This window comes from Candidatus Nanohalococcus occultus (assembly GCF_029207735.1).
GTDB classification, from domain to species: Archaea; Nanohalarchaeota; Nanosalinia; order Nanosalinales; family Nanosalinaceae; genus Nanohalococcus; species Nanohalococcus occultus.
In genome coordinates this window covers 831,378-853,177 of sequence record NZ_CP104395.1, presented here as the reverse complement: position 1 = coordinate 853,177, position 21,800 = coordinate 831,378, and the positions used below count along the sequence as shown (strand labels likewise).

General features: G+C 48.2%; 21 protein-coding genes, 3 tRNA genes and 1 rRNA gene. 4 read left to right on the top strand and 21 right to left on the bottom strand.

Annotation, left to right across the window (positions count from 1 at the left end; all coding sequences use genetic code 11):
- Window positions 1–17 precede the first annotated feature (17 nt).
- The 7 genes from SVXnc_RS04910 to SVXnc_RS04880 form a co-directional block, all read right to left on the bottom strand.
- Window positions 18–1,223 carry an ABC transporter permease gene (locus tag SVXnc_RS04910; RefSeq protein WP_347721802.1) on the bottom strand — a complete coding sequence of 402 codons (1,206 nt, stop codon included), beginning with the start codon at window positions 1,221–1,223 and terminating at the stop codon, window positions 18–20.
- A complete protein-coding gene (locus tag SVXnc_RS04905) occupies window positions 1,220–2,425 on the bottom strand; it encodes an ABC transporter permease (protein WP_347721801.1) in 1,206 nt (401 codons plus the stop codon). The genes SVXnc_RS04910 and SVXnc_RS04905 overlap by 4 nt, the downstream gene beginning before the upstream one ends.
- 1 nt (window position 2,426) lies before the next feature.
- Entirely contained in the window at window positions 2,427–3,635 is a 1,209-nt protein-coding gene (locus tag SVXnc_RS04900; RefSeq protein WP_347721800.1) for a COG1361 S-layer family protein, read from the bottom strand.
- Window positions 3,625–4,320 carry an ABC transporter ATP-binding protein gene (locus SVXnc_RS04895; protein WP_347721799.1) on the bottom strand — a complete coding sequence of 232 codons (696 nt, stop codon included), beginning with the start codon at window positions 4,318–4,320 and terminating at the stop codon, window positions 3,625–3,627. Before SVXnc_RS04895 ends, SVXnc_RS04900 begins: the two co-directional genes overlap by 11 nt.
- 52 nt (window positions 4,321–4,372) lie before the next feature.
- The gene (locus tag SVXnc_RS04890; protein ID WP_347721798.1) at window positions 4,373–5,191 is read right to left on the bottom strand and encodes a DUF502 domain-containing protein; all 819 of its coding nucleotides are present in this window, start codon (window positions 5,189–5,191) and stop codon (window positions 4,373–4,375) included.
- A 73-nt stretch (window positions 5,192–5,264) separates the two neighbouring features.
- Window positions 5,265–6,083, bottom strand: a complete 819-nt coding sequence (locus SVXnc_RS04885) for an aldo/keto reductase (protein WP_347721797.1) — start codon at window positions 6,081–6,083, stop codon at window positions 5,265–5,267.
- Between the two features lie 29 nt (window positions 6,084–6,112).
- Window positions 6,113–7,138 (bottom strand): deoxyhypusine synthase, encoded by a 1,026-nt coding sequence (locus tag SVXnc_RS04880; protein WP_347721796.1) that lies wholly within the window; start codon window positions 7,136–7,138, stop codon window positions 6,113–6,115.
- Window positions 7,139–7,223: 85 nt separating this feature from the next.
- Here SVXnc_RS04880 and SVXnc_RS04875 point away from each other — a divergent pair, with 85 nt between their 5' ends.
- From SVXnc_RS04875 to SVXnc_RS04865, 3 genes are all read left to right on the top strand, one after another.
- Window positions 7,224–7,637, top strand: a complete 414-nt coding sequence (locus SVXnc_RS04875) for a hypothetical protein (protein WP_347721795.1) — start codon at window positions 7,224–7,226, stop codon at window positions 7,635–7,637.
- A gap of 51 nt (window positions 7,638–7,688) precedes the next feature.
- Window positions 7,689–7,762, top strand: a tRNA-Phe gene (locus SVXnc_RS04870).
- Window positions 7,763–7,816: 54 nt separating this feature from the next.
- A complete protein-coding gene (locus SVXnc_RS04865) occupies window positions 7,817–8,125 on the top strand; it encodes a hypothetical protein (protein WP_347721794.1) in 309 nt (102 codons plus the stop codon).
- Window positions 8,126–8,128: 3 nt separating this feature from the next.
- On the opposite strand, the gene SVXnc_RS04860 is transcribed toward SVXnc_RS04865, so the two are convergent.
- The 13 genes from SVXnc_RS04860 to SVXnc_RS04800 all read right to left on the bottom strand — a co-directional run bounded on the left by SVXnc_RS04860 (window position 8,129) and on the right by SVXnc_RS04800 (window position 20,566).
- A complete protein-coding gene (locus SVXnc_RS04860) occupies window positions 8,129–8,323 on the bottom strand; it encodes a hypothetical protein (RefSeq protein ID WP_347721793.1) in 195 nt (64 codons plus the stop codon).
- Window positions 8,323–8,853: a hypothetical protein gene (locus SVXnc_RS04855; protein ID WP_347721792.1), complete on the bottom strand. Its 531-nt coding sequence runs from the start codon at window positions 8,851–8,853 to the stop codon at window positions 8,323–8,325. The genes SVXnc_RS04860 and SVXnc_RS04855 overlap by 1 nt, the downstream gene beginning before the upstream one ends.
- A 28-nt stretch (window positions 8,854–8,881) precedes the next feature.
- Window positions 8,882–9,313 carry a hypothetical protein gene (locus tag SVXnc_RS04850; protein ID WP_347721791.1) on the bottom strand — a complete coding sequence of 144 codons (432 nt, stop codon included), beginning with the start codon at window positions 9,311–9,313 and terminating at the stop codon, window positions 8,882–8,884.
- Complete coding sequence (locus SVXnc_RS04845; protein WP_347721790.1) at window positions 9,310–9,720, bottom strand: hypothetical protein; 411 nt, start codon at window positions 9,718–9,720, stop codon at window positions 9,310–9,312. Before SVXnc_RS04845 ends, SVXnc_RS04850 begins: the two co-directional genes overlap by 4 nt.
- A gap of 31 nt (window positions 9,721–9,751) precedes the next feature.
- Window positions 9,752–10,969 carry a type II secretion system F family protein gene (locus tag SVXnc_RS04840; RefSeq protein ID WP_347721789.1) on the bottom strand — a complete coding sequence of 406 codons (1,218 nt, stop codon included), beginning with the start codon at window positions 10,967–10,969 and terminating at the stop codon, window positions 9,752–9,754.
- A 1-nt stretch (window position 10,970) separates the two neighbouring features.
- Window positions 10,971–11,894, bottom strand: coding sequence for a type II secretion system F family protein (locus SVXnc_RS04835; RefSeq protein WP_347721788.1), 924 nt, complete (start codon window positions 11,892–11,894; stop codon window positions 10,971–10,973).
- Complete coding sequence (locus SVXnc_RS04830) at window positions 11,891–12,535, bottom strand: RAD55 family ATPase (protein WP_347721787.1); 645 nt, start codon at window positions 12,533–12,535, stop codon at window positions 11,891–11,893. Before SVXnc_RS04830 ends, SVXnc_RS04835 begins: the two co-directional genes overlap by 4 nt.
- Window positions 12,532–14,451, bottom strand: a complete 1,920-nt coding sequence (locus SVXnc_RS04825; protein WP_347721786.1) for a type II/IV secretion system ATPase subunit — start codon at window positions 14,449–14,451, stop codon at window positions 12,532–12,534. The genes SVXnc_RS04830 and SVXnc_RS04825 overlap by 4 nt, the downstream gene beginning before the upstream one ends.
- A 40-nt stretch (window positions 14,452–14,491) precedes the next feature.
- Complete coding sequence (gene argS / locus SVXnc_RS04820; RefSeq protein WP_347721785.1) at window positions 14,492–16,129, bottom strand: arginine--tRNA ligase; 1,638 nt, start codon at window positions 16,127–16,129, stop codon at window positions 14,492–14,494.
- Window positions 16,130–16,189: 60 nt separating this feature from the next.
- Entirely contained in the window at window positions 16,190–16,960 is a 771-nt protein-coding gene (locus SVXnc_RS04815; protein WP_347721784.1) for an arginase family protein, read from the bottom strand.
- 27 nt (window positions 16,961–16,987) lie between these two features.
- Window positions 16,988–17,155: transfer RNA gene (locus SVXnc_RS04810), tRNA-Arg, on the bottom strand.
- Window positions 17,156–17,171: 16 nt separating this feature from the next.
- Entirely contained in the window at window positions 17,172–17,333 is a 162-nt protein-coding gene (locus SVXnc_RS04805; RefSeq protein ID WP_347721783.1) for a preprotein translocase subunit Sec61beta, read from the bottom strand.
- Window positions 17,334–17,617: 284 nt separating this feature from the next.
- A 23S ribosomal RNA gene (locus SVXnc_RS04800) occupies window positions 17,618–20,566 on the bottom strand.
- Between the two features lie 428 nt (window positions 20,567–20,994).
- On the opposite strand from SVXnc_RS04800, the gene SVXnc_RS04795 reads away from it, so the two are divergent.
- Window positions 20,995–21,068: transfer RNA gene (locus tag SVXnc_RS04795), tRNA-Ala, on the top strand.
- Window positions 21,069–21,400: 332 nt separating this feature from the next.
- On the opposite strand, the gene SVXnc_RS04790 is transcribed toward SVXnc_RS04795, so the two are convergent.
- Complete coding sequence (locus SVXnc_RS04790) at window positions 21,401–21,745, bottom strand: hypothetical protein (RefSeq protein WP_347721782.1); 345 nt, start codon at window positions 21,743–21,745, stop codon at window positions 21,401–21,403.
- Window positions 21,746–21,800: the final 55 nt, after the last annotated feature.

The window sequence follows — 21,800 nt, the reverse complement described above, 5'->3', positions numbered from 1 at the left end:
ACTCTTATTGAACGTATTCATTCGTATCTAAGTGCTTCGGCGGGCGGCATTTTAGCGGCTCTGCGAGCTGGAAGCACTCCGGAAACCATCCCTATGATGAACGAGAAGAGGGCGGCTCCAAGTAAGAGTTCTGCTCCGAGATAGGGGTTGATCGGTAGCTGAGCTATCTCTGTGGCCGCATAGGAGGCGATTGTTGAAAGCGCTACTCCGACAGCCACTCCGATCGTGCCGCCGATTGCTCCGAGTATACCGGCTTCCATAAGGAATAAGGTCATTATCTGGCGTTCGGAGGCTCCTATAGCTTTCATAACTCCGATTTCACGGGTTCTCTGGGTGACGGACGTATACATCGTGTTCATGATGTTTACTGCGCCGACTAAAAGTGAGATCGAGGCTATTCCAATTACTACGCCTCGGACGATCGATAAGATGCTGTTAAAGGAGCTGATAAGATCTTCCTGTGTGGAAACTGAGAAGTTTTCCTCACCTTCCTCAAGTCCACGTTCTCTTCTTAATGCTCTTTCAACGTCCACCTTGGCTTCTTCCGGGGTCGTCCCGTCCTGTATCCGGACAAGAATCCAGTCGTACTGGCCGTCTTCCCGATCTATAAGCTCTGCGGCTGCGTTGAAAGGAAGTGTAACTGACTGGTCTATGCTTGGATCTCCCGAAGGCTTGTAGGTTCCAACAACTCGGAAATCTTTGCCATTCACCTCTATGTTTTCCCTCAAGCCGATTTCCGAGCCGAAATGTCTCTGAGCTACGCTGCTGCCAAGAACTATGTTCGCGCTATCAGTAGATTCTATGTCTCTCCCGGAGTCTATTTCAAGCGCCCAGCTTTCTTTCACCAGCTTCTGTTTTTCTATATCTCCAGGTACGCCTAGAACCGTTACGAACTCCTGCCGATCGTTGTATTCGCCGGTCGTTGTCGCGAATATAAGCCCTGTTGCTGTTTCAACAGTTTTAGAGGAGTCTACGGCAGCTAAATCGTCTTCATTAAGCTTTCTTCCTGAGTACGAGGTCGCACTTCCTGCGGGGTTTATGAACAGTTTGTCGCTTCCTATCTGCTCGAACTCGGATTCAACGGAGTTCTGGAGTCCTTGGCCGAGTGAAACCAGCCCTACGACTGCGGCTATACCTATGAACACGCCTACTACTGTCAGCCATGATCTGCGTTTCCTGTGGCTTATATTCCGGAATGCGATGCCGAATAGGTCTCCTATCATTCGAAACGCAGCGCCTCCACAGGTTCTTTCTTCGATGCTTTCCGTGCCGGCAGAACTCCTGAGATGACGCCGATAATAAAGGAGAATCCGACGGATCCAACTACTAGCTCAACTGAAACATAGGGTGAAAACGGTATAGACACACTCTGTTCGATCAGTATGCCTGCTATATAGCTTATACCGATTCCGACTGTGGCTCCGGCAATGCCTCCTATCATACCGACTATGCCGGATTCTATCATAAACAACGCTAGTATCTGTCGCTGTGTGGCTCCTATAGCTTTCATAACTCCGATTTCACGCGTCCGCTCGGTGACGGCGGTGTACATGGTATTCATTATTCCGATTCCGCCTACCAGGAGCGATATGCTTCCTATACCTAGCAAAACTCCGCGTACGATGTTTAGCTGGTTTCTGAAAGATCTCAGTATGTCTTCTGCTGTTCTGACTTGGAAATCCTCCGAGCCTTCTTCAACATCTCTTTCGTTTCTTAACGCCTCTCTAATTTCGTCAGCAGCTTCCTCCGGTCTAACGCCGTCTTGTGTCTGGGCTATTATGAGGTCGTACTCGTTTTCCTTATCTAATACTTTTCTTGCCTGATCAATTGGCATCACAAATCCGTTTATGCCTTGAAAGCCGCCTGATACAGTGTAGGTCCCTACTATGCTGTAATCTTGATCTATATCTATTTTTGAACGTAAAAACAGCTCTTCTTCGAAGGCATCTTCTGCTAGATCGGTTTCTACAATTACTGCGCTTTCATCTGCCTGTCTGATGTAACGGCCTTCTTTTATCTCCAGTCCTGATATTTCTCGAACTAGATCTGCTTTTTGTCCGGTTGGAACGCCGGTTACAGAGATATACTCAGTTTCTCGCCGGTAGTCTGCGGCCACGCTGCCTGAAATAGTTCCTATGCTGTTTTCAATCTCCGGTACGCGATCAATGGCTTGTATATCATTCTCTGTGAGTTCGAAAGTAGTATCGGAGAATCTTCCGCCGATACCTCCGCCGCTAGAGATGAATACGTTCCGACCGCCCAGCTCCTCTAGCTCCGAGGAAATAGATGATTCCAGGCCTTGACCGATCGAGACAAGTGATACAACGGCCATTATTCCTATCAGAGTTCCTATTATGGTGAGCCAAGAGCGTCTCTTCCGATGCCTCAGACTGTTGACGGATAGCCGGAAAAAGTCTAGGATCATCCTATGATCGTTTCTTTCTCCAGTAATAGATTCCTGCTCCTAGGACGATGATTCCGACAACAGCTGCGGGTAAAAGCCTGTTTCCGGAGCCGGAACCGTATCTCTGTAGCTCTGCCTGGCTGTAAACTTCGGCTTGAACTGTCTGACTGTTCGATACATCTCCATTCTGATCGCTGTAGGAGACTTGTACGGGTATTTCCAGCGGTGCGTCGACACTTTCCTGTTCAGTGTCCACGTAGATATCGAAGCTTGCTGTCTGGAAATCATCCGAGTCCATAGAGCCTATGTAAACCTCTTTGCTGCCTATGACTTCGAGCTGATCTGTCTCATTGAGTTCGACGGTTACGAAATCCGCTGAGCCATGTCCCTTGTTTACAAGTCTCAACGTAACTTCCTGGCGTCCGTCCTCGAGAGGTTCGTCCAGATCTAATCCGGCATCTATCTCCGGTGTCCCTCCGATGTTGATGCCTGTGAAAGTTGACTGTTCGAACTCGGTACCGGCCTCGTTTTCAAACGTCATGCTTACAGGAAGCTTGTAGACTCCGTTTTCCGCATTTTCATCGATTGCTACGGAGTAATTGAAAGATGTTGAGTCCCCGGCCTCGATTTTCTCAATGTTTTTCGTCGAGGATTCTGCGGTCGCAAAAGGCAGGTTCTCGGAGGACACATCGAGTTTGACTTGGATGTTTTTCAGCTGTGAATCCGCAAGGTTTCCAACCACGAGTCTCATCTCGTTTTCCGTTCCCGGAGCAACCTTGCCAGGGAACTCGACGTTTTCAACTGAAAGAACGTTCCTGTCCGAACGTACCTCAACAGGCACCTTCTCCTCAATCCTGGTGCTAGAGGTCTCTACTGTGAAATCTAAGGTGTTTTCTCCCTGTACCGCGTTCTCATCAACCTTCGTCTGTAGATGGAGCTGATATGTCTCTCCTGGCACTATCTCGTCTATACTCCAGTTTACACGGTCGCCGCGGTCAATGGAAAACGGATAGTTCTCCTGGAATGTTATGTCTACGTTATCTGCGGCTACAGTTCCTTCATTTTCTACTTCGAGCCAGATGTCGGCATACTCCGATGTTTGGAGCGGTGTAGGTTCAGTGCTTTTCAGTTCTATATCTATACTTGTACTGGGCTGTGCGCCCGCCATTGAAACAAGTATAAGTGTTGTGAAAGTGATTAAACTAAGTTTGTTCATAGTATCAGTTTTCATTGTCTGTCCTCTCGTCTTCGGGGTTTGTCTTCCCGTCAATTATGGTTATGGTTCTGTCGGCATACTCTGCGTCGTTAGGATCGTGTGTGACCATTATAATCGTCTTTCCATCGTTGTTTAGCTCTGTTAGAAGATCCATGATCTTCGCACCTGTCTTTGTATCCAGGTTGCCTGTAGGCTCATCGGCCAGGATTATCTCGGGGTTGTTTGCCAGCGATCTCGCGATTGAAACACGTTGTCGCTGCCCTCCTGAAAGCTCTGAAGGCCGGTGAGATGTGCGTTCTTCAAGTCCTACCTGTTCGAGCAGGCTGACTGCTCTTTTCTTCCGCTCTGATTTTTTCACGTCTCTGAAAACCATTGGGAGCGCTACGTTCTGCCACGCGTTCATAGAGTTGATCAGATTGAACTCTTGGAAGATAAAACCTATTTTCCGACTTCGTAAAAGCGCCAGCTCGTCTTGTTTCATTTCGCCTATGTCTTCGTCGCCGATACTCACCTTGCCAGAGGTAGGGATGTCTAATGCGCCAATCATATTCATCAGCGTTGATTTACCTGAGCCTGAGGGTCCCATAACTGCTACGAACTCTCCTTGTTCGATTTCCACGTCCGAACCTCTTAGTGCCTCGACTTCTGTCTCTCCTAGCTGGTAAATCTTCCTGACGTTTTCCAGTTCGATTATTCCCACAAAGACATGATTGGACTCAATGCCTTAATTAATTCGGCCTGGTGTTTTTACGTTATTTTTCTTCTCGATCTTTGTTGCTCTGACCGAAACCTGCGCTCAAAACTCTTGTAAGTGCTTGTTCTGCGTCTTCATCGCTTTCAACCAGTTTTTCTTCCTCAATTTCGACTACCGCGCCCGAGGTGATATTGGGTGCGGTCGGCACGAAGACTATCTCCCGTCCGTCCTCGGCTTTATTGCCTGTTTTGAACCCGGAGAACCGGAAGCCGTTGTGTTCGATCTTCACTGGTTTAGAAAAGTCTTCGGCGCTTCCTAGAACTGTCTCGGTTGTAACTTTTGTGATGCTGTAGACTGAGCCAATGAAAGGTATTTTCTCGAATACGTGATCGATAATTCTCTCAGCTTTGAAACCTTTCTTCGTGTTTACTGCTTTGCCTGCTGCTGTGACGGTTACCGCTCCTAGTATAAGTAAAACTGCCAGTCTGTAGCTTTGACTAGCATAGTATGTTACCGTGGCACTGAACTCCAGGCCGAGGAATCCGTTCACGGTTATGTTCTCGATTCCCGGTATCTGGTTGATCTTTCCGAACAGCCATTCTATGACGAGATAAACTGTGAAAAGAGGTAGCAGAACAATCAGTCCGGATGCGGCCGGGGCCTTGGAAGCACCTATCGCATAACTTGCTTTCCCGAGAAGCTGGGATTTACGCTGATCATAATATTTCATCTTCCGATCAAAGGTCTCGCTTAGCTCTTCGATACGTTCCTCGTCAACGGCATCGTCTATAGCTTTCTGTGCGCCTTTCCCTAGGTGTTTACCGCTCTCTTTAAGATGTTCTTTACCTGACTTCTCGTTTTCCTCCCCCGATGCCATGTTAGACTATCGGGGGTTCGGAAGTTAAATTTCTCGGGAAAAACTAGAAAGGAAAGAACTGGGAGAGAAAAAGTCAGTCCCAGTTCGGTGCGAAGTCAGGATCGACCTTCCGATCGCGGCCTTTCAACTCGTTAATTTTCCCCATCTCTTCATCCGTTAGCTCGAAGTCAAAGACGTCGAGATTTGCCTCAATATGTTCCTCGGATGTCGCCTTAGGAATCGCTGCGATGTTTTCCTGCTGGATCAGCCAACGAAGCGCTACCTGAACCTCGGATTTGCCGTGTGCGTCTCCGATCTCCTTCAGGGTCTCGTTTCCAATGACGTTTCCACGTGCCAGAGGCGAGTAAGCCGTAAGCATCATCTCGTTTTCCACACATTTTCCGTGAACTGCTGATTGGTCGAGGAAAGGATGGTACTCAACCTGATCGGTCATCAGATGAGCCTCAGATAGTTCCTGTGCTTCTTCGATCTGATCGGTTGTGAAGTTACTTACACCGATATTCCTGACATTACCTTCGTCTACGAGTTCATTCATCTCATCTAGAACTGCTTCGAGATCCATCTCCTCGAAAGGCCAGTGAATTAAAAGAAGATCGACATAATCTGTCTGAAGCTTCTCGAGACTTTCTTCAACCGAGTCTTTGAGATCTTTTTCGTTCAATCTGTCTCTCCAGACCTTTGTTGTTAGAAAGATATCTTCTCGGTTGACATCGCTCTGTGCTATTCCTTTTCCAACTTTATCCTCGTTTTCGTAGGCTTGAGCGGTATCAATGTGCCTGTATCCTAAGTCTAATGCGGTTTTAACGCCTTCTACGCATTCTTCTCCTTTAAGCTGCCATGTCCCGAACCCTAGTGCCGGAACTTCTGTATCGTTTACTTTGACGTACTCCATTTTCACAGAGTTTAACGGATAGACAGCACTCAAGAATCCGATGGTTCGAAGTTCTTGAAGCTAGATGCGACTAACAGTGGGAAGACCAGCGTGGCCTCTGCTTCGACCTGGGTGTAGTTTCTTGTTTTTTCCTTAATTTTTCCCCAGGAAACCGCTTCCTTAGGAGGCGCACCACTTAGTGATCCGTCGCCCTCCATTCCGGTCGAGATATACACCGCGTAATCGGTTCCGCCACGGAAAAGGTTAGACATGATGGCCTGGTGCTTCGGGACGCCGTCTCCAACCGAGATGATGCCGGTGGTCTCTGCCTCTACGGCTTCGTGGATAAGCTTGTCCCAGTCGTCCAGGATCTCGATTCCGATATCCTCGTCTTGCTCTTGTCTGTAGTAAAACATGTAGTCTCCGATTTCGGCATCGATCAGTGCCGGGCAGAAAACAGGTATCTCGTTTTCGCTGGCGTGGTAAAGGAACGAATCTTTCTGTTCTAGCTCTTCGTCTTCTCCAACTGCCTCGCCAAGTGCTTTAGCTACTTCTGTAGGTGTCCGCATCTTCTTTTCTTCGAAGAACTCGGGGAAAACCTCCGAATTCAGCCACTGTTCGAGCCAGACGTAGTTATCTGATTCAACGTAGATGTTTCCAAGCCTGTTGATGCCTTGTTCACGTAAAGCAGCTTCATCCGCATCCCATGAACCCATCTTGAACTCCTTGGCTGTTTTGATAACGTCTTCGGTGTGTGAGCCGCTTGAAGTAATTATTACGTCCACGAAATCTTCCTTTGCGAGGTAAGCAACCGCTTCACGCAGCCCAGAGCTTATTATATTGGATGTGAAGGTCAGGAATATTTTCGCGTCGTTTTCCCGCATCTCCTTGACCAGCTCGATGGCTTCTTTCATATGGGTTGCTTGGAAGCCGGTGGTCTCGTAGGCATCCAGCATGTCCTCGAGGCTGAACTCGCCGCGGAAGTCGTATCCTTCCACTTTTTTGCCTTTATGGCTTTTCTTGGTTCCGGGTATTACGTGGTCTCTTGTCTCCGAGCTACCGTTTTCCTCAGTCATACTCTGGATGAGTTCTTGAAGTTTTATGAGACTGTAGAGTCCGCAAATCGTAGGGTTTTAAATCCGGGATATCAATTCAATGACTATGGCTTCGCCTGCGATAACCCTGATGATTTACTTTTCAGCGATATTCATGGGTTCTCTGGTTTTCAACTTTATCGCGATCCACTCGATGGCGAATATTGTGCTGTATAAAGGTGCCTCGAGGTCGAAGTCTCTTTCACTGTCAACGGAGTTCGCATTCCTGACGGCTGTAGTGCCGACCTCACTTATCGCCTTAGCCCATGTTATGGGTCAAGAAGTGACGTTCGGATCAGGACTGGTATTTTACGCTATAGCCGGAGTCTCAACTCTGCTTGTCGAACCTTTCAAAATATGGTATGTCAAAGAAGTGTTTGAAACGAACTATATTTACGCGGTTATGATAGCGGAAGGGCTTGCGGTGTTTATATCGATTCTAGTCCTTGTTCTATCCAACACTGTACTGGCTTTGATCTAACGGATTTCGCAACACTTCTTAAAGCTCACCTTGCTAATACAGTTTTACGAAGGCCGATTAGCTCAGCCTGGGAGAGCGCTTCACTGAAGATGGAGTTGTCCCCGGTTCAAATCCGGGATCGGCCAAACAGATCATATAACTTGGATTTGATAGGCTTCGAATCCTGAGGTTCGATCAAGATGCGTGAACTTGTCAACAAACTCTTAGATTCTTACGATTTTCGTGTTGTAAGCACACCGCACGCTGAAAAACACAGCCGCGACGAGCCTTTCCGCAGCTTCAAATACGGCTCGGATAGTGTTAACTTATACGAGGCAGATCCGCCACAGGAGATCTGGAACATATTCCGTGTGAATCCTGTAGAACAAGATACGGTGATAGAGGTTGATTCCGGCGGTGTAAGCACCTACCTTGAAGCTGAAACCGAAACTGTCGATGAATTCCTGGAGGATGTCGATTACGGTACTTTGCCGAGTAAGATAGAGTAGAGTTTACCATGGGTCGTGTTCGAGACCCTGGTCTTCTGCTCTTTCAATCATCTCGTCTTCCGTGGCTTCGTCCGTGGAAGCGTACTGCCATTCTTCGATCTCTCCCATGTTTTTCAGAGCGTCTATCTCTTCTTTCGAGGTTATTGAGATGTTTGCCTTTTCGTCGCTGTAAACTTCGATTATCCAGTAATTTGTCATTAGCTTGTTCTCAGTGTTAATTCTGTTTGATTTCCGGCGTGTATACTGTTTCGGACCAGGATTTCTTCAATACCTGTCTTTGGGCCTACAATCTCCGAGACCTTGTACGTAAAATGGTAAGAGACTCTAATTACTCTTTCGGCTCCGAGCGGAAAGCCGATCGACGGATTCAAACGCGTCAACAGCTCTCCGGACTCAATCAGCTCTCTACGGTCTTCAATCGCTCCGGCGCCGTTCCTCGTGAAAGGTATCAGGAACTCCCCTGTCTTCTGTGTTATGTAGTATCTTTCGCTGTCGATAAATCCTATGCGTAAAGGATCTTCGTTGTAGCTTACAAGCCCCAGTGGCTGGCTACTGGAAACATAGCCGAAAGAAGGAGCTGTCAGCACTTGGGTGTTCTCATAGCTCTGTCCTTCCATATATGCGTTGGAAGGGCTGAACTCCAGCTCCACGGTGATGTTATCCGGTTCCTGGCTTATTCCAGGACTGATCATACAGATCAGGATTAGAGCTGCGAGTGTTTTCCTCACATTACCAGTTTATCGGGGACGGTGTTTATCAGTTCCTGACTCCGATCCGGCTGTTCCGCGCTCTGAGATCCGGACATTCCTCTGCCGACCGAACGATTATACGGGAAGGTCTGATCGAGGTCTCAAAAGACCCGCTCTTGCTTTCTCCGGGAGAAAGCCCGTAGACCTCTGTGCTGTTCAAACGAGTCTTGTTAAGAGCCATGACTTCCAGTGCTTTGTTAAAACGGATTGTACCCGTGTTTTTCAGTATGAAAAACGTGGTCTGGCTGTTTTGATCGTAGTAAGGGTTCTGAATAGATATCGCTGCGTTGTTACATTTTGTGGTCTGCTCTGAATTATCTGCGACGTTGTCTGTAAGATCTTCGGCAAGGTCCGGCGCCCAGCCTGCATACATCGAGGCTAGGGCTACCGAGACGCTTACTAGGAGAACCGATGTTATTACGGTTGAAACTCCCTTCATTGGATGTCCGAGAACTCGGTTGACACACTGTTACAGTTCAGCGATGATGCTCGAACGTAGGCTGGCCTGCTTGAAGTTGAGACGTTGATAGTCTCCAGTCCTTCATCAAGTAGCTCTTCAGTGTTGCTCATAGGGACTCCATTTTTCCATGCGGAAACTCTGACAGTTCCTATGTCTACGTTACTGGTGTTTTCAACCACTACTGCGGTCTGACCTCCAGAGTAGTAGCTAGCTGAGATAATATCCAGACTTGCCTGGTTACACGTCGTCTGATTTGTTGTCTGTCCTTCTGTGCTGTCTAGGACGTCGTTTAGTACGTTTGGCGCCCATCCTGAAAATATCCCTACCATTGTGATTGCTACTGCCAGCACCATTACCGAGCTGACGATTGAAGAAATTCCTTTCATACCTAAACTGTTTGGTATAGTCCCTATTAAATTATAGGAAGAATGTGACTGAAAGATATCCGACAGCGAAAAGAATGGCGGTGTGTTTCAAACCTGCTCTTAGCTCTCCCTCGGCTAGCTTCCCAATTATTAGACCTGAGAAAACCGATTGAAGGTATACCAGGGTTGAAAACCAGTTTTTGTACGAGCTAATGTTTTCCTGTAGGCTTCCGCCGCTGCCTCCGCTTCCGAAAAGTGAGACCGATCCGCCGAACGAACCTGAGGCCTGAGCAAGATTCGGAAGCAGGTAGTTAGTCAGTGCGATAAGAATGCCTATGAAGATGAAGTAGACGATGTATCCTGTCATCATCTCTCCGTACAGCTGGGACTGTCTTTCCTCCTTAAGCTTCTTAACAGATCGAATGTTGTCTCCTACGCTCTCGAGAACGTCTTGGATATTACCTCCGGAGCTGTAAGCCTGTATAATTGTATCAACCGATCTTCTGACTACTGGAGAGCCTGTTTTCTCTCCGAACTGTGAAAGTACTTTGTCGAACGGTACTCCCCACTCCATCTGGTTGTTCATCTTTTCAATATGCTCTTCCAGGCCGTTGTAGCCTTCTGATTCTGTATTCTGTATAGCCTGGGGCAGGGACATTCCGGCACGGGTTCCCTCAACGATCTCCCGTAGGAACTCGGGGAACTCCTGTTCCATTCTCTGCCTTCTCTGGTACTGGCGGTACTTGACGTAACCTATCGGAGTGAATATGAGTAAAATCGCTGAGAAGTTCAAAGCTACGAAAGCCAGGCGCTGCATGTTCGTAAGAGAAGTCACCGAGGCGTCTGTCAAAGTCACATCGCTGAAAGCAAAGTTTCGTCGTTTGATTGTTACATTGTTCGATTCTGCGAGTATGCCAGAGTCTAGGCTAACTGTCGTAGTCTCTCCCTGTATAGTTGATGCTTCCTGTCCGTTAACGCTTACAACCAAAGGATTGGAAGAGCCTACACCTCTACTGAAAACCAAATCGATTGTTGTCTCAGCGGCTAACTGCGGGTTATCAAGCTCGAAGCTGAAACTTGTTGCGTTATCTCCGGATATACGTCTATCTTCGTCCAGCGAGTACTTGTGGATAGCATTCTGATGGTTCAAAATATTGAAACCGGCTATCAGGCTTCCAAGGACTGCTGCGGCTGCGATCATTGTCACGAGATCTCTCTGCTCTCTCCAGAAGTTCCTTAGCTTGAGACTGTAGCCTGTTTCCCTATCCATTCTAGTTCACCTTCAACCCGAGGAAGAGTATGAATACAATGTTTAAGCCCGGAATAAGTACGTGGACTCCCATCCACATCAGATCTCTGATCGCAAAACCCATGACCTGACCTCCAAGCAGGTTCATGACGGAAAGAATTGTGACTAGGAAGACGGGTGCTGCGATCAAAATAGCTGTGTAAAAAGACGCGTAAGTTGACAGGCGTTCAATCTCCTTTTCTCTCTGCATCTTGTAATCGAAAAGCGCTTCCTCTGCCTTCTGATCGAGGAACTCTTCCATGCTTCCTCCGGTCTGAACCGTAGAAAGTATGCCGTAAAGAACATCGCTCCAGTCATCGTTAGGCGATCTGTCCGCTACCTCCCGTAAAGCGGTGGTCAGGTCCTCTCCGAACGTGTTAACTCTTCGGGTTATTTTTTCTGCTTCCTCGGATATCCCTCCGTACTCATCGAAGTTTGAAAGCAGCTCAAACATTGAACTTGGAGGTATACCGGAAGTAGCGATCGCAGCAAGATGGTTTAACGCGAAAGGCAGGTTCTCCTCTATACTTTTCTGCCTCTTACGCGCCCTTTGAGAGGGATAAAGATAAAGCATCCCGAAGATCATCAAAGATACCGCGAACGGTATTCCGAACAAGTAACGTAGAGACTCGAATAGACCGGTGTCCATGCTCAAGACGTAGGTAAGGCTTCCCAAGAAACCGGCTATAAAACCGCCGAAGCTGTAGAAAAGCATCTTTGAGATGTAGGTTCTGAAAAGTACATCCATGTCCGCGTGGTTCAGGTCTTCTTTCAGGTCATCGAAGTACTTCCCGTTTTTATCGATCCAAGGCCCGAACAACGCGTTCGAGGCAGCGCCTATACTTTCCGCCTGGAAAGCCTGCCGTACTCGTGAGGCCTTATCGGTTTCAAAGGGATTTGAACTCATTTTATCTTCAGACCGTCGTTCTTGAAGATGTAGCGGTGTACAGAGTGGTTGAAATCAGTTCCCTTCAACTTTTTGACGTAGATCTGTCTTTTCATACCTTCCTCATCTCTCGTCAAAGACATCTGTATGATGCCGTCTGCGATCTCCTCTTCAAGCTCTGTTGACTCTTCTTGTTCGGCTAAAAGAAGTGTGGTACAGCCAAGCTCCTTTAACTCGTTTTTTATCTCCAGGAGGTTTTTTCTTTGATCTTTCCGTGTATCTATGTACAGATCCAAGTCTGTAACCGGATCCAAGACTACTCTCTCCGCATTGTTTTCCATCAACGCGTTTCTAAGCATGTTCGCGAGTTTTTCGTACCGGTACGGATCGAACTTCTCTATGTTGATCTCTCCGTTCTCCACTTTATCCTTGAACTTCCAGTCGAAGGTTGTGGTACGTAATACCTCGTTTTCCGTATCCTGGAAGGAGATGTAAAGACCGTTCTCTCCTTTCAGTGCGCCGCGGTATAGATATTCCAGTCCAAGATTTGATTTACCTGATCCTGGCTCTCCTTCAACGAGAACGGTCATTCCTTTCGGTATGCCGCCTCCAAGGAGTCTATCGAAGTTCTTGATACCGGAGTCAACTCTTTCCAAACTCATGCCTCGAACGGATTCTCCTCAACTTTCTCATCGGTTTTGAACGGGCTTTCGTCCCCATCTCTCTGCTCTTCAGTACGTTCCTGGATGTTTTCAACTTTCTTCCGTTCCTGTCTAAGCTTCTTTTCCAGATCGCTGACAGGGTTTTCCTCCACCTGTTTTTTCTGATCGATAGGTGTATCGCCGTTTACATCCATCGCTGCCTCTAGATCGTTCGAACCGGTTGGTTCCACATCCTCGTCTAGGCCGCTGTTTGATCTTGAAAGATTGATACGACTTTCCGCGTCAATAACGTCTTCCAGACTGTACTCGCTGTTTTCAGCGTTAACCATCTTCATAATGGATTCTTTGTCCTTGTAGTATTCTGAGATGATCTCTGAGACTTCGCTGAACTCTGTTACGCCTTTATCTTTCAGCCACTGTAGAACTTTCGTTCTTTGTTCCAGTTCCTCCATAAGCTTGTCCTTAGAAACTCCGTAGTCTTCACTGATCTGATCAAATACGTAAGGTTCGCCTCTGCGTCTATGAGAGTCATTTCTGGCAGTCCAGGAGAAAACTACGTTAGTTCTCGCACTCTGTGAGTTGCCAAGAACTTTCTGTACTTCGTGAATGTCTCTAACTCTTCTTGCCGAGTTTTCCACGCCCTTTGCGTGGGTCATCGCGATGATGATGTCCAGTGATTCAACTAGAGCGGGTGAAAGAGAGATAGGTGGCGTAACAAGGCGTTTGACAACGTCGTTCGGTCCGGATGCGTGCATTGTCCCGATCGAAGGGTGGCCGGAAGACATTCCCTGGAAAAGCACGGATGCTTCCTCTCCACGGACCTCTCCGACGATCACATAATCCGGGTTCTCACGGAAAGACTCTTTCAACAGCTTGTCCATGTCGACATCGCTTCCGGAGTCAGATCCAAACATCGAACGGGTGATAGACGGAATCCAGTTTTCGTGAGGTAATCTTAGCTCACGTGTGTCCTCGATCGATACGATCTTGTCCTCTGGCGGAATGAATGATACAATCGAGTTCAGGAAGGAGGTCTTACCTGTTGCGGTTCCTCCGCAGATAAGATAGCTTTGCTGGTACTGTTCTGCGATCCACATGTAGGCCATTACCTCTGCGTTGGCGGTTCCAAGATCCACCATGTTGATGGCGCTGAAAGGAGTCTCTTTGAACTTACGTATGGAAAACGTTGGTCCATGGGCCGTAACGTCTTCGGTTAGAGAAGCGTTCACACGGGAACCGTCCGGTAAAGCCCCGTCAAGCAACGGGTTGGCGTATGAAACGTATTTTCCAGCTCTCTCGGCCAGTTTAATTACAAGATTTTTGAGTTTCTGCTCTTGTTCGTATTTAACATCGGATTTAACGGATCCGAACTCGCTGTGAACTGCGAATATAGGTATTCCGGTTCCATCGCATCCAAGGTCTTCAATGTAGGGATCGTGCATGAATGGCTCGATCTTCCCAAGCCCTACAAAGTCTCTGTAAATGTAGTACATGATCTTCTTGTGCTGTTTTTCGTCCAGATGCATTCCTAGCTCTGTCAGCAGCTCATCGATCTTTTTCTCAAGGTAGCCGATAACCTTCTCACGGTCTTTCATCGCGCTCAGAGAGACATCCAGTTTCTCCGATAGGTTCTCCTTGATCAGGTTAAACGCTTCCTGGTCTTCTTCATCTAGGTTAGGCTCCTCTAAGTTGTATACGACCTCTTTTTCCTCGGCATCCCACTGAATATGTGCGTAGGCAAACGGTTTGATTAACGGATACTTTACATCGATGTCTGCCAGTTTCTCGGCTTTCTGAGTTATCTTAACGTCTTTTTCCGTCGAGATGTCGAAGTCTAGGTCTTCCATGTCATAGTCTGAAGCCTTCTTTGTACTGTTCGAACCTAGCTTGTCTTTCAGGTTTCCGAGAAGCGACATCTCATTTTAATTCATGTCTGCGCTGGTTAATAACTCCTAGCTACATCTCTTCCAAGGCCTCTATTCCCAGTAGATCAAGGCCTTTGTCAGTTACCGAGATGAAATTCTCAATCAGAGCAACTCTTCGTTTCCGATCCTCTTCTTCAGAGTCGATCACAGGCTGGGAGTGATAGAAGCTGTTGAAAACCTCTGATAGCCCGCTCAGATAGTTTGCTATCTTCGCAGGATCTCTGGCTTCTACTGCGTTATCAACTTTCTCTGGGAACTCCCCGAGCTTCTTGACCAGTCGGTATTCTTCCTCGTTGAACTCTCCGGCTAGCTCTCCGTCTGCATCTGTTTTACGTAGAATGGATTTAGCTCGAACGTTCGAGTACTGGAGGTAAGGACCGGAATCTCCTTCAAAGGAAAGTGCGCGATCCCACGAGAACTCGATGTCTTTCGGACGTGAAACCGATAAGTTCGCGTACTTCAAAGCTCCTTGGCCTACAGCCTCCGCATTGCCGATTTCACGTTCATCAACTTCTTCTGCCTTCTCCTTGGCTTCGTCAAGAACATCTCGCAGCGTGATAATATTTCCCTTGCTCGAAGAGATTGAGCCGTCTTCCAAGTGTAAAAGTCCATATGAGATATGTTCGCTTACGATATCTTCGACGCCGAACTGCTTTGCGACTGCGAAAAGCTGTTTGAAATGAAGGTTCTGTTCCGTAGCGACGACATAGAAGTTGTAATCAAATCCTTCGTTTTCACGTTTGATGATGTTCGCTAGATCCCGTGTCAGGTAAAGTGTGGATCCATCGCTGCGTTTGATAATTGTTGAGGGAAGATCCTCGTCTTCGAACTCGACGTAGACACTTCCATCATCGTCCTTTTCAAATATGCCTTTCTCTAAACCTTCTTCGATCAGTTCCTCGGCGTGTTCGGCCACAACGGACTCTCCGGTAACACGGTCGAAATGAATATTCATGCGTTCGTAGTCAACTTCGTTGTACTCGATGGTCGCTTTACGGAAACGCTCCCAGAGTTCTACTGCCTCGTTGTCTCCGTCCTCGATCTTTTTCGACCATTCGCGGGCGGTTTCCTGCATCTCCTCGTCAGCTTCCTGGTTGAGCTTGACGTAAAGCTCGTACATGTGATCCATAGGCGCCTCATGGAACTTCTGTTCATCGCCCCAGAGCTTGTAACCGTAGATTACCTGGCCGTGTTTGGTTCCCCAGTCGCCGATGTAGTTTTCCGAGGTAACATCGTAGCCCGCAAAACGCATCATGCGCTGAATAGAATCTCCCAGCACGTTGTTCCGTAGATGGCCGACGTGCATAGGCTTAGCAAGGTTCGGAGATGAGAACTCAACTAAGGCGTTGCCGTCTTTCTGCTCCACTCCCATATCCTCCGAGTCAACGGTCTCGAAGACTTTCTCCGCGTAAAACTTCTTGTCTAGGAAGAAGTTGACGTAGCCAGGGCCTGCGATCTCGATTTTCTCAACGAAATCAAGCTCTTCAAGAGTATCCTTTGCCTTCTCCGCTATGTTTCGAGGTGAGTCTCCAAGCTCCGAGGCCGCTTTCATCGCCGGATAGGCAAAGTCTCCATGCTCGCCGTCCGGTACTTCAATATCGTTTAAGTTTACCTCTGCTCCGAGCGCTTCCTCGAGTTCATCTGCCAGATTCTGCTTTACTTTCTTCATAACTATTCATTCCTGCGAAGCTTGAAAACAATTGCCCGAAGGACTGACAGCGTCTAGTTCTCAAACTATCTCAATCAGATTCTGTAAAACTTCTCTGCCATTTCCCACAGTCTTTCCTTTCTCGTCAAGACATGGAGCGGCCTCCACCAGGTCTCCGTGGACTGGTTGAACTCGCTCTATGACCTGCCTTACCTGTCCTATTGTAAGCTCTCCGTCAGGGTAACCTGTGCCTGGTGCCAGGGACTGATCAAGTACGTCAATATCTATGGAAAGATAACATGGCTGTTCGCCGAAGGCAAACTCTCTCAGGAACTCATCCCGTTCATCGGCCATGTACACTCTTAGATCATGCTCATCAAGGAACTTCTGTTCGTCCTCATCTATACGAGTTATTCCAACAAACACAATCTCGTCCTCCGAGAAACCGTTTTCCAGCAGCTCCCGTACCACAACATCGTGGGATACATGTCCATCGACCTTCTCCTTCAGATCCAGATGGGAATCAAGCCAGACAAGCTTCAGATCTGGATTTTCCTGTTTCAAAGACTTGACTGTGGGGAAAGAAACTGAGTGGTCTCCGCCGACTGAAATCAAGGAGTTCCCGTAATTTGCCAGTGTCTCCGTGTTTTCCTCGATTCGTCTATGGGTTTCCTCCAAGTTGAATTCGTTAGGGAAAACCTCGTCAACTAAAATTTCTCTCCCCGTGTCTAGATCCGCGGTCAGTTTATCTGGCGCGTTTAACGTCCCTTTCCGCGGGTTCCGGTGTATACCGAGGTCACACGGGAGTTTCTGTACTATAAGTTCTGCGTCTTCTGGAGAGTTAACTTTCATGAGTCAGATTTTGGGAAAAGGTTGGTACGAGTCCGGAGGGATTTGAACCCTCGGCCGATCGGTATCTTATGACGGTGCGCTCCGACCTATTGCCTGCGGTCCACTTCAGCTTTGCTGAAGTCCACAGACCTTCAAGTCAGATCACACTTCGATCGCTAGAAGCCGATCGCTCTGTCCGGGCTGAGCTACGGACTCTTGATGACGAAGCCGTTTACGCGAATAGCCCTGTGTGTAGTGCTAGTTCGATCACAGCTACTGCTCCGCAGATCCCTACAACTGTCTTGGGATTCAGGTCGAAACCTGTATCGGAGTCAAAGTACTGTACTAATCCTCCCTGTCCGGAAGGTAGTGTTGACTGTTCCTGCTTGGCCATAATCCAACTTACGGGGAGAGATTTCAAAAAGGAATCGGCAAAAAGAACTCAACTACATGGGATTCCACAGACCCTCTCACTGTGCGGTAAAGTCGAACACTCTGCTGTAAAACGAAAAGGAAACGTGTTAATCAAATCTAGAAAATATGAAAGAGAGAATATGTGTTATCCATAATTGGTCAGGTTCAGTCAGATCACGTTTTGGAATTAGTGCGTTCCGTCTAATCAGACCACGACGATCAACAATTTTTGTCGATTAAGCTCAAGCTGAGCTATTGTCTCGTCGTTGGACTGGAACCCGCGATTAGTAGTGGTCAGCTGAAATTCTCGTTGCCTTGAATCTTACACTGCCACTCTATCAACCTCGTCTTCTACTGAGAGCGGAGACGGTTTCTTTTAAAGGAGACTTTCGAGCTTAGATGCTTTCAGCTCTTACGTCTGTGAGGCGTAGCTACTCTGCAATACCCTCTCGGATAACAGATACACCAGAGGCCTCATTTCGGGGTTCCTTTCGTACTGTCCGAAATTTCCTCTCAAACCGTCAGAACGCTCCCGGCAGATAGCAACCGATCTGGCTCACGCCGATCTAAACCCAGCTCACGATCCGTTTTAATGGGTGAACACCCCCACCCTTGGCCGCTGTTGCACGGCCAGGATACGGAGAGCCGACATCGAAGTAACAAGCCTGAGGGTCGATGTGAGCTCGCGCCTCAGACAATCCAGTTATCCCTTGAGTACCTTTTCTGTCATACCTGGGTCTCATAAACTTGACACTCAGAGGTTCGCTAGGCCACGCTTTCGCGCCTGGACTCCGTACTGTTGAGAGTCCAGTCAAGCAGGCTTTTGTCCTTGTACTCTACACCCGATTTCTGAACGGGTTGAGCCTACCTTTGGACCCATATGATTGATTATCATATGGATACCGCCCCAGTTAAACTGCCCAACTGCTGCTGTCCGTCCGTAGACGTAAGCCGCAGGGTTCCAAGAGGGTAGTGTCCAATGGTTGACTGGGCGACGACCTAGCGGCCGCGTCTCTGTAACGTCTCCTACCTACGCTTCACACTTGGACCCCCGCAGCAACAACAGGCTGCAGTAAAGGTTCAAAGGGTCTTCGCTTCCCACCGGGAGTCACCGGCCTGTGCGCCGGTACGGCGGGTTCACCGGGCCACAACTCGGGACAGTGGAAACCTCGTTACTCTATTGATGCGGGCCAATAATTAATTGGCAAGGGACTACGCTACCTTAAGACGGTCATAGTTACCGCCGCCGTTTACCAGCCCTTCGTCTCCTTGTACGGAGTGTTCAGGTGCTGGCACTGGGCAAGAGTCGCTGACTATACAAATCCTTTCGGAATGGCAGTCAGCTATGTTTTTAGTAAACAGTCGAGCTTCCCTAGTCACTGAGACCTATCGTATCAAGACGATAGGCACCCCATCTTGCGAACGTACGGGGCTAACTTGCCGAATTCCCTGAGTTGCGTTCTACCCGAACGCTTTGGCCTACAAAGCCAGGGTACCTGTGCTGGTTCTGGGTACGGTCTTCTACACTTTTTCAAGGGTTCCAAGACGCATGCTGACCCGGGATTATTCCCAGGCCCATAACAAGTTCTCGTAGTCGATGCGTTACGCTCGTACGAATTACTTGCTTGGACTGCGCGATGGCGCAGCAAGCACTGTCTCGAAACGTCAGTAGTTGTAGTTAGGTACAGGAATATTAACCTGTTTCCCTATTCTTCCACGTCCAGTTGGGAGTGGAATTAGGACCGACTAACCCTCAGCTGATAATCATTGCTGAGGAACCCTTACCCTTCAAGCGCAGAGGATTCACACCTCTGTTAATGATGGTACTGCCGGCAGGATTGTCATATCCACGCGGTCCACAAGAACTCACGTCCTTGCTTCTGTCCGGCGCGGATCGCCTCTCTATCCATGTGTAAAAATTACAATGGTATGGTCTCGGCTCTTGACTTGAGCCCCGTCCATTTTAGGTGCCCCAGTTCTCAACGGGTGAGCTGTTACGCTATCTTTAAAGGGTAGCTGCTTCTAAGCTAACCTCCCCGCTGTCTGAGAACCGGGACTCCCTTCAACAGACACTTAGTCAAGAATTAGGGGCCTTAACCATACTCTGGGTTGTTTCCCTCTAGGGACACTACCTTACGCAGTGCCCCTCACTCCCGGCTTCTATGGCGTCTTCAAGTTCAGAGTTCGACTCCGGGCTTAGGCGCGAGCCTAAGCTGCCAGAATCGGTAGCTTTACCTTGAAGACAACCTCAGCCGAGGCTGAACTTCGATTCATTTCGAGAGGAACCAGCCATCACCGATCTCGATTGACATTTCACCCCTTGACCCAACTCATCCGAGCGCTTGTATCGCAGCAACGGTTCGAGCCTCCACGAAGCTTTCGCTTCGCTTCACTCTGGTCAGGCCAGGATCGACCGGTTTCGGATCGTGTCACGGTGACTTCACGCGAGTTAACACGCGGCCCCTCACAGTAAACTGCTGCGGGCTTCTTGCTTTCGCTATGACTCCACACCGAAAAGTGCTTAGTCTTGCCACGGTGACACACTCCCTGCCCCGTTTTTCAAAACGGATGAAGTGACACTGCATCCACCTCGACCTACTAACTGCTCTCGCAGGGTTCGTTGAAAGGCTTCGACGCTTCCGCGCCACTTCTAGCCTATGACCGGATAGTTTCAGGCTCTTTGCAAATCGCTTCGAACGATGCTTTTCAGCTTTCCCTCACGGTACTTAGTACGCTATCGGACTCGAGAAGTATTTAGCGTTGGAAGAGTTATGCCTCCCATCTTCACACAGAATTTCCAATCCATGCTACTCTCGGAACGCCAGGAACGTTGCTGAAATGGTTTAAGGGACTATCACCCTCTATGGTGCTGCTTTCCAGCAGACTTCAACTATCCAGCTAGGTTCCAACGGCGCCCAAACCACATCCACGTTACCTCTCGGTATCGTGTTCAGTTTGCGCTACGTCCTTTTCGATCGCCTCTAATAAGGACATCCCTGTTGGTTTCTTTTCCTGCGGTTACTAAGATGTTTCAATTCACCGCGTTGCCTCGCATTGTTGCGTAACACTTCGAAAAGTGTTGCGAAGTCGCATTAGGAGATCTTGGGTTCAATGACTGCATGCGTCTCGCCCAAGCATATCGCAGCTTGCCACGTCCTTCGTCGGCTTCTCGAGCCGAGCCATCCGCTAACCGGCTTGACTGACAGTCCAAGTTCGAGTAAATAAACTCAGCTTGAATTGCTTCGACAACAGACAAACTAAATTGTCTGAAATCAGTTTCCAGAAAAATCTGGAACTAGTTGTTAATCGTAAATGTAAATTGTGGTCCGATTAAACGGTTCTGACTGAACCTGCTTCCATCACAACGAACGCGACGGGCATTACTTACCTCCATCATCAAATCAAGAGGCGTGTTCATGCTGAGGACACCTAACTCGGCGCCCTTATGGATATAGTCACTAACGACGGTTAGATCGTAGATGACTCAACCGGGCTGAAGGCCTGAGAAAACATGCTCATCCTTACTTCCTTGCCCGTACCCAGAAAAACCCAGTTAAGTTTTATATAGGTGTACAATTTCTGAAATTAAAAACCGGAACTGTGTTTAAAAGATTCCTCCTCGAAACAGTTGTTACAGTTAAGGGCCCTTAGTTCAGCCTGGCAGAACGTCCGCTTTGCAAGCGGAAGGCCCAGGGTTCAAATCCCTGAGGGTCCACTTCTAACAGTGTTCACAGTTCTCTCTGGCTGATCTTTCAGAGCGAATACTATTTGTGAGGTATCGGTTGACTGATTATGTATAGGTTAAGGCGGAAATAAGGCTCTGAACTAGCGGTTTCCTATGGAGGGATGTTCTCTATGTTTGCCGATTGCGCTGGTCTGAGTGCTGTGGTATGCCTCTCTGCTGTGTTTCAGCGGGCTTTGAGCGCTGTCAGAACGCTCCCGGGGGTTCTTATCGCCGGCTTCGTAGAGTCTTTCTTTACGTATGTGCTTGACTCTGTTAACGTTCTTGGAATTGGAAATAAGTGAGGGAAAGGGTTGGTGGTTGTTTTATTCGGCGGTCTCTGTGTTCGTCTGCTCCTCGGGGTTCTCCGAATCCTGTGTGGTGTTTTGTTCGTCTGTGTTCTCTTCTTCCAGTCCTAGCATGGCGTACAGCTTATCCATGTCTTGTTGATGGGCTTGTTCGTGCTGCTGAAGCTGTCTGTTGCTAGGGCCGAGTATAGGGCGCTGTAGTTCCTCGACCTGTGTCATGTGGCTTGAGCGGTGCTGTTCAGCCCACTGGTTCAGTGTTAAAGCCTCTTCAGTGCCTTCAGAGGCGTTCGGTTCACCCATCTGGCCTGCTGCCAGAGTCACGGAGATAAACAAGGCTGCTGCTAGAGTGAGTTTCTTTCTCATTGAGGTTCACTTAAGGAATGTCAGAGAGTTTAGATATCTATTACTGTATTTTTCC

Coding starts and splice junctions, on each gene's coding strand:
- SVXnc_RS04910 (WP_347721802.1), bottom strand. CDS start 1,223: ATGATAGGAGACCTATTCGGCATCGCATTCCGGAATATAAGCCACAGG.
- SVXnc_RS04905 (WP_347721801.1), bottom strand. CDS start 2,425: ATGATCCTAGACTTTTTCCGGCTATCCGTCAACAGTCTGAGGCATCGG.
- SVXnc_RS04900 (WP_347721800.1), bottom strand. CDS start 3,635: ATGAAAACTGATACTATGAACAAACTTAGTTTAATCACTTTCACAACA.
- SVXnc_RS04890 (WP_347721798.1), bottom strand. CDS start 5,191: ATGGCATCGGGGGAGGAAAACGAGAAGTCAGGTAAAGAACATCTTAAA.
- SVXnc_RS04885 (WP_347721797.1), bottom strand. CDS start 6,083: ATGGAGTACGTCAAAGTAAACGATACAGAAGTTCCGGCACTAGGGTTC.
- SVXnc_RS04880 (WP_347721796.1), bottom strand. CDS start 7,138: ATGACTGAGGAAAACGGTAGCTCGGAGACAAGAGACCACGTAATACCC.
- SVXnc_RS04875 (WP_347721795.1), top strand. CDS start 7,224: ATGGCTTCGCCTGCGATAACCCTGATGATTTACTTTTCAGCGATATTC.
- SVXnc_RS04865 (WP_347721794.1), top strand. CDS start 7,817: ATGCGTGAACTTGTCAACAAACTCTTAGATTCTTACGATTTTCGTGTT.
- SVXnc_RS04860 (WP_347721793.1), bottom strand. CDS start 8,323: ATGACAAATTACTGGATAATCGAAGTTTACAGCGACGAAAAGGCAAAC.
- SVXnc_RS04850 (WP_347721791.1), bottom strand. CDS start 9,313: ATGAAGGGAGTTTCAACCGTAATAACATCGGTTCTCCTAGTAAGCGTC.
- SVXnc_RS04845 (WP_347721790.1), bottom strand. CDS start 9,720: ATGAAAGGAATTTCTTCAATCGTCAGCTCGGTAATGGTGCTGGCAGTA.
- SVXnc_RS04840 (WP_347721789.1), bottom strand. CDS start 10,969: ATGGATAGGGAAACAGGCTACAGTCTCAAGCTAAGGAACTTCTGGAGA.
- SVXnc_RS04835 (WP_347721788.1), bottom strand. CDS start 11,894: ATGAGTTCAAATCCCTTTGAAACCGATAAGGCCTCACGAGTACGGCAG.
- SVXnc_RS04830 (WP_347721787.1), bottom strand. CDS start 12,535: ATGAGTTTGGAAAGAGTTGACTCCGGTATCAAGAACTTCGATAGACTC.
- SVXnc_RS04825 (WP_347721786.1), bottom strand. CDS start 14,451: ATGTCGCTTCTCGGAAACCTGAAAGACAAGCTAGGTTCGAACAGTACA.
- argS (WP_347721785.1), bottom strand. CDS start 16,129: ATGAAGAAAGTAAAGCAGAATCTGGCAGATGAACTCGAGGAAGCGCTC.
- SVXnc_RS04815 (WP_347721784.1), bottom strand. CDS start 16,960: ATGAAAGTTAACTCTCCAGAAGACGCAGAACTTATAGTACAGAAACTC.
- SVXnc_RS04805 (WP_347721783.1), bottom strand. CDS start 17,333: ATGGCCAAGCAGGAACAGTCAACACTACCTTCCGGACAGGGAGGATTA.
- SVXnc_RS04790 (WP_347721782.1), bottom strand. CDS start 21,745: ATGAGAAAGAAACTCACTCTAGCAGCAGCCTTGTTTATCTCCGTGACT.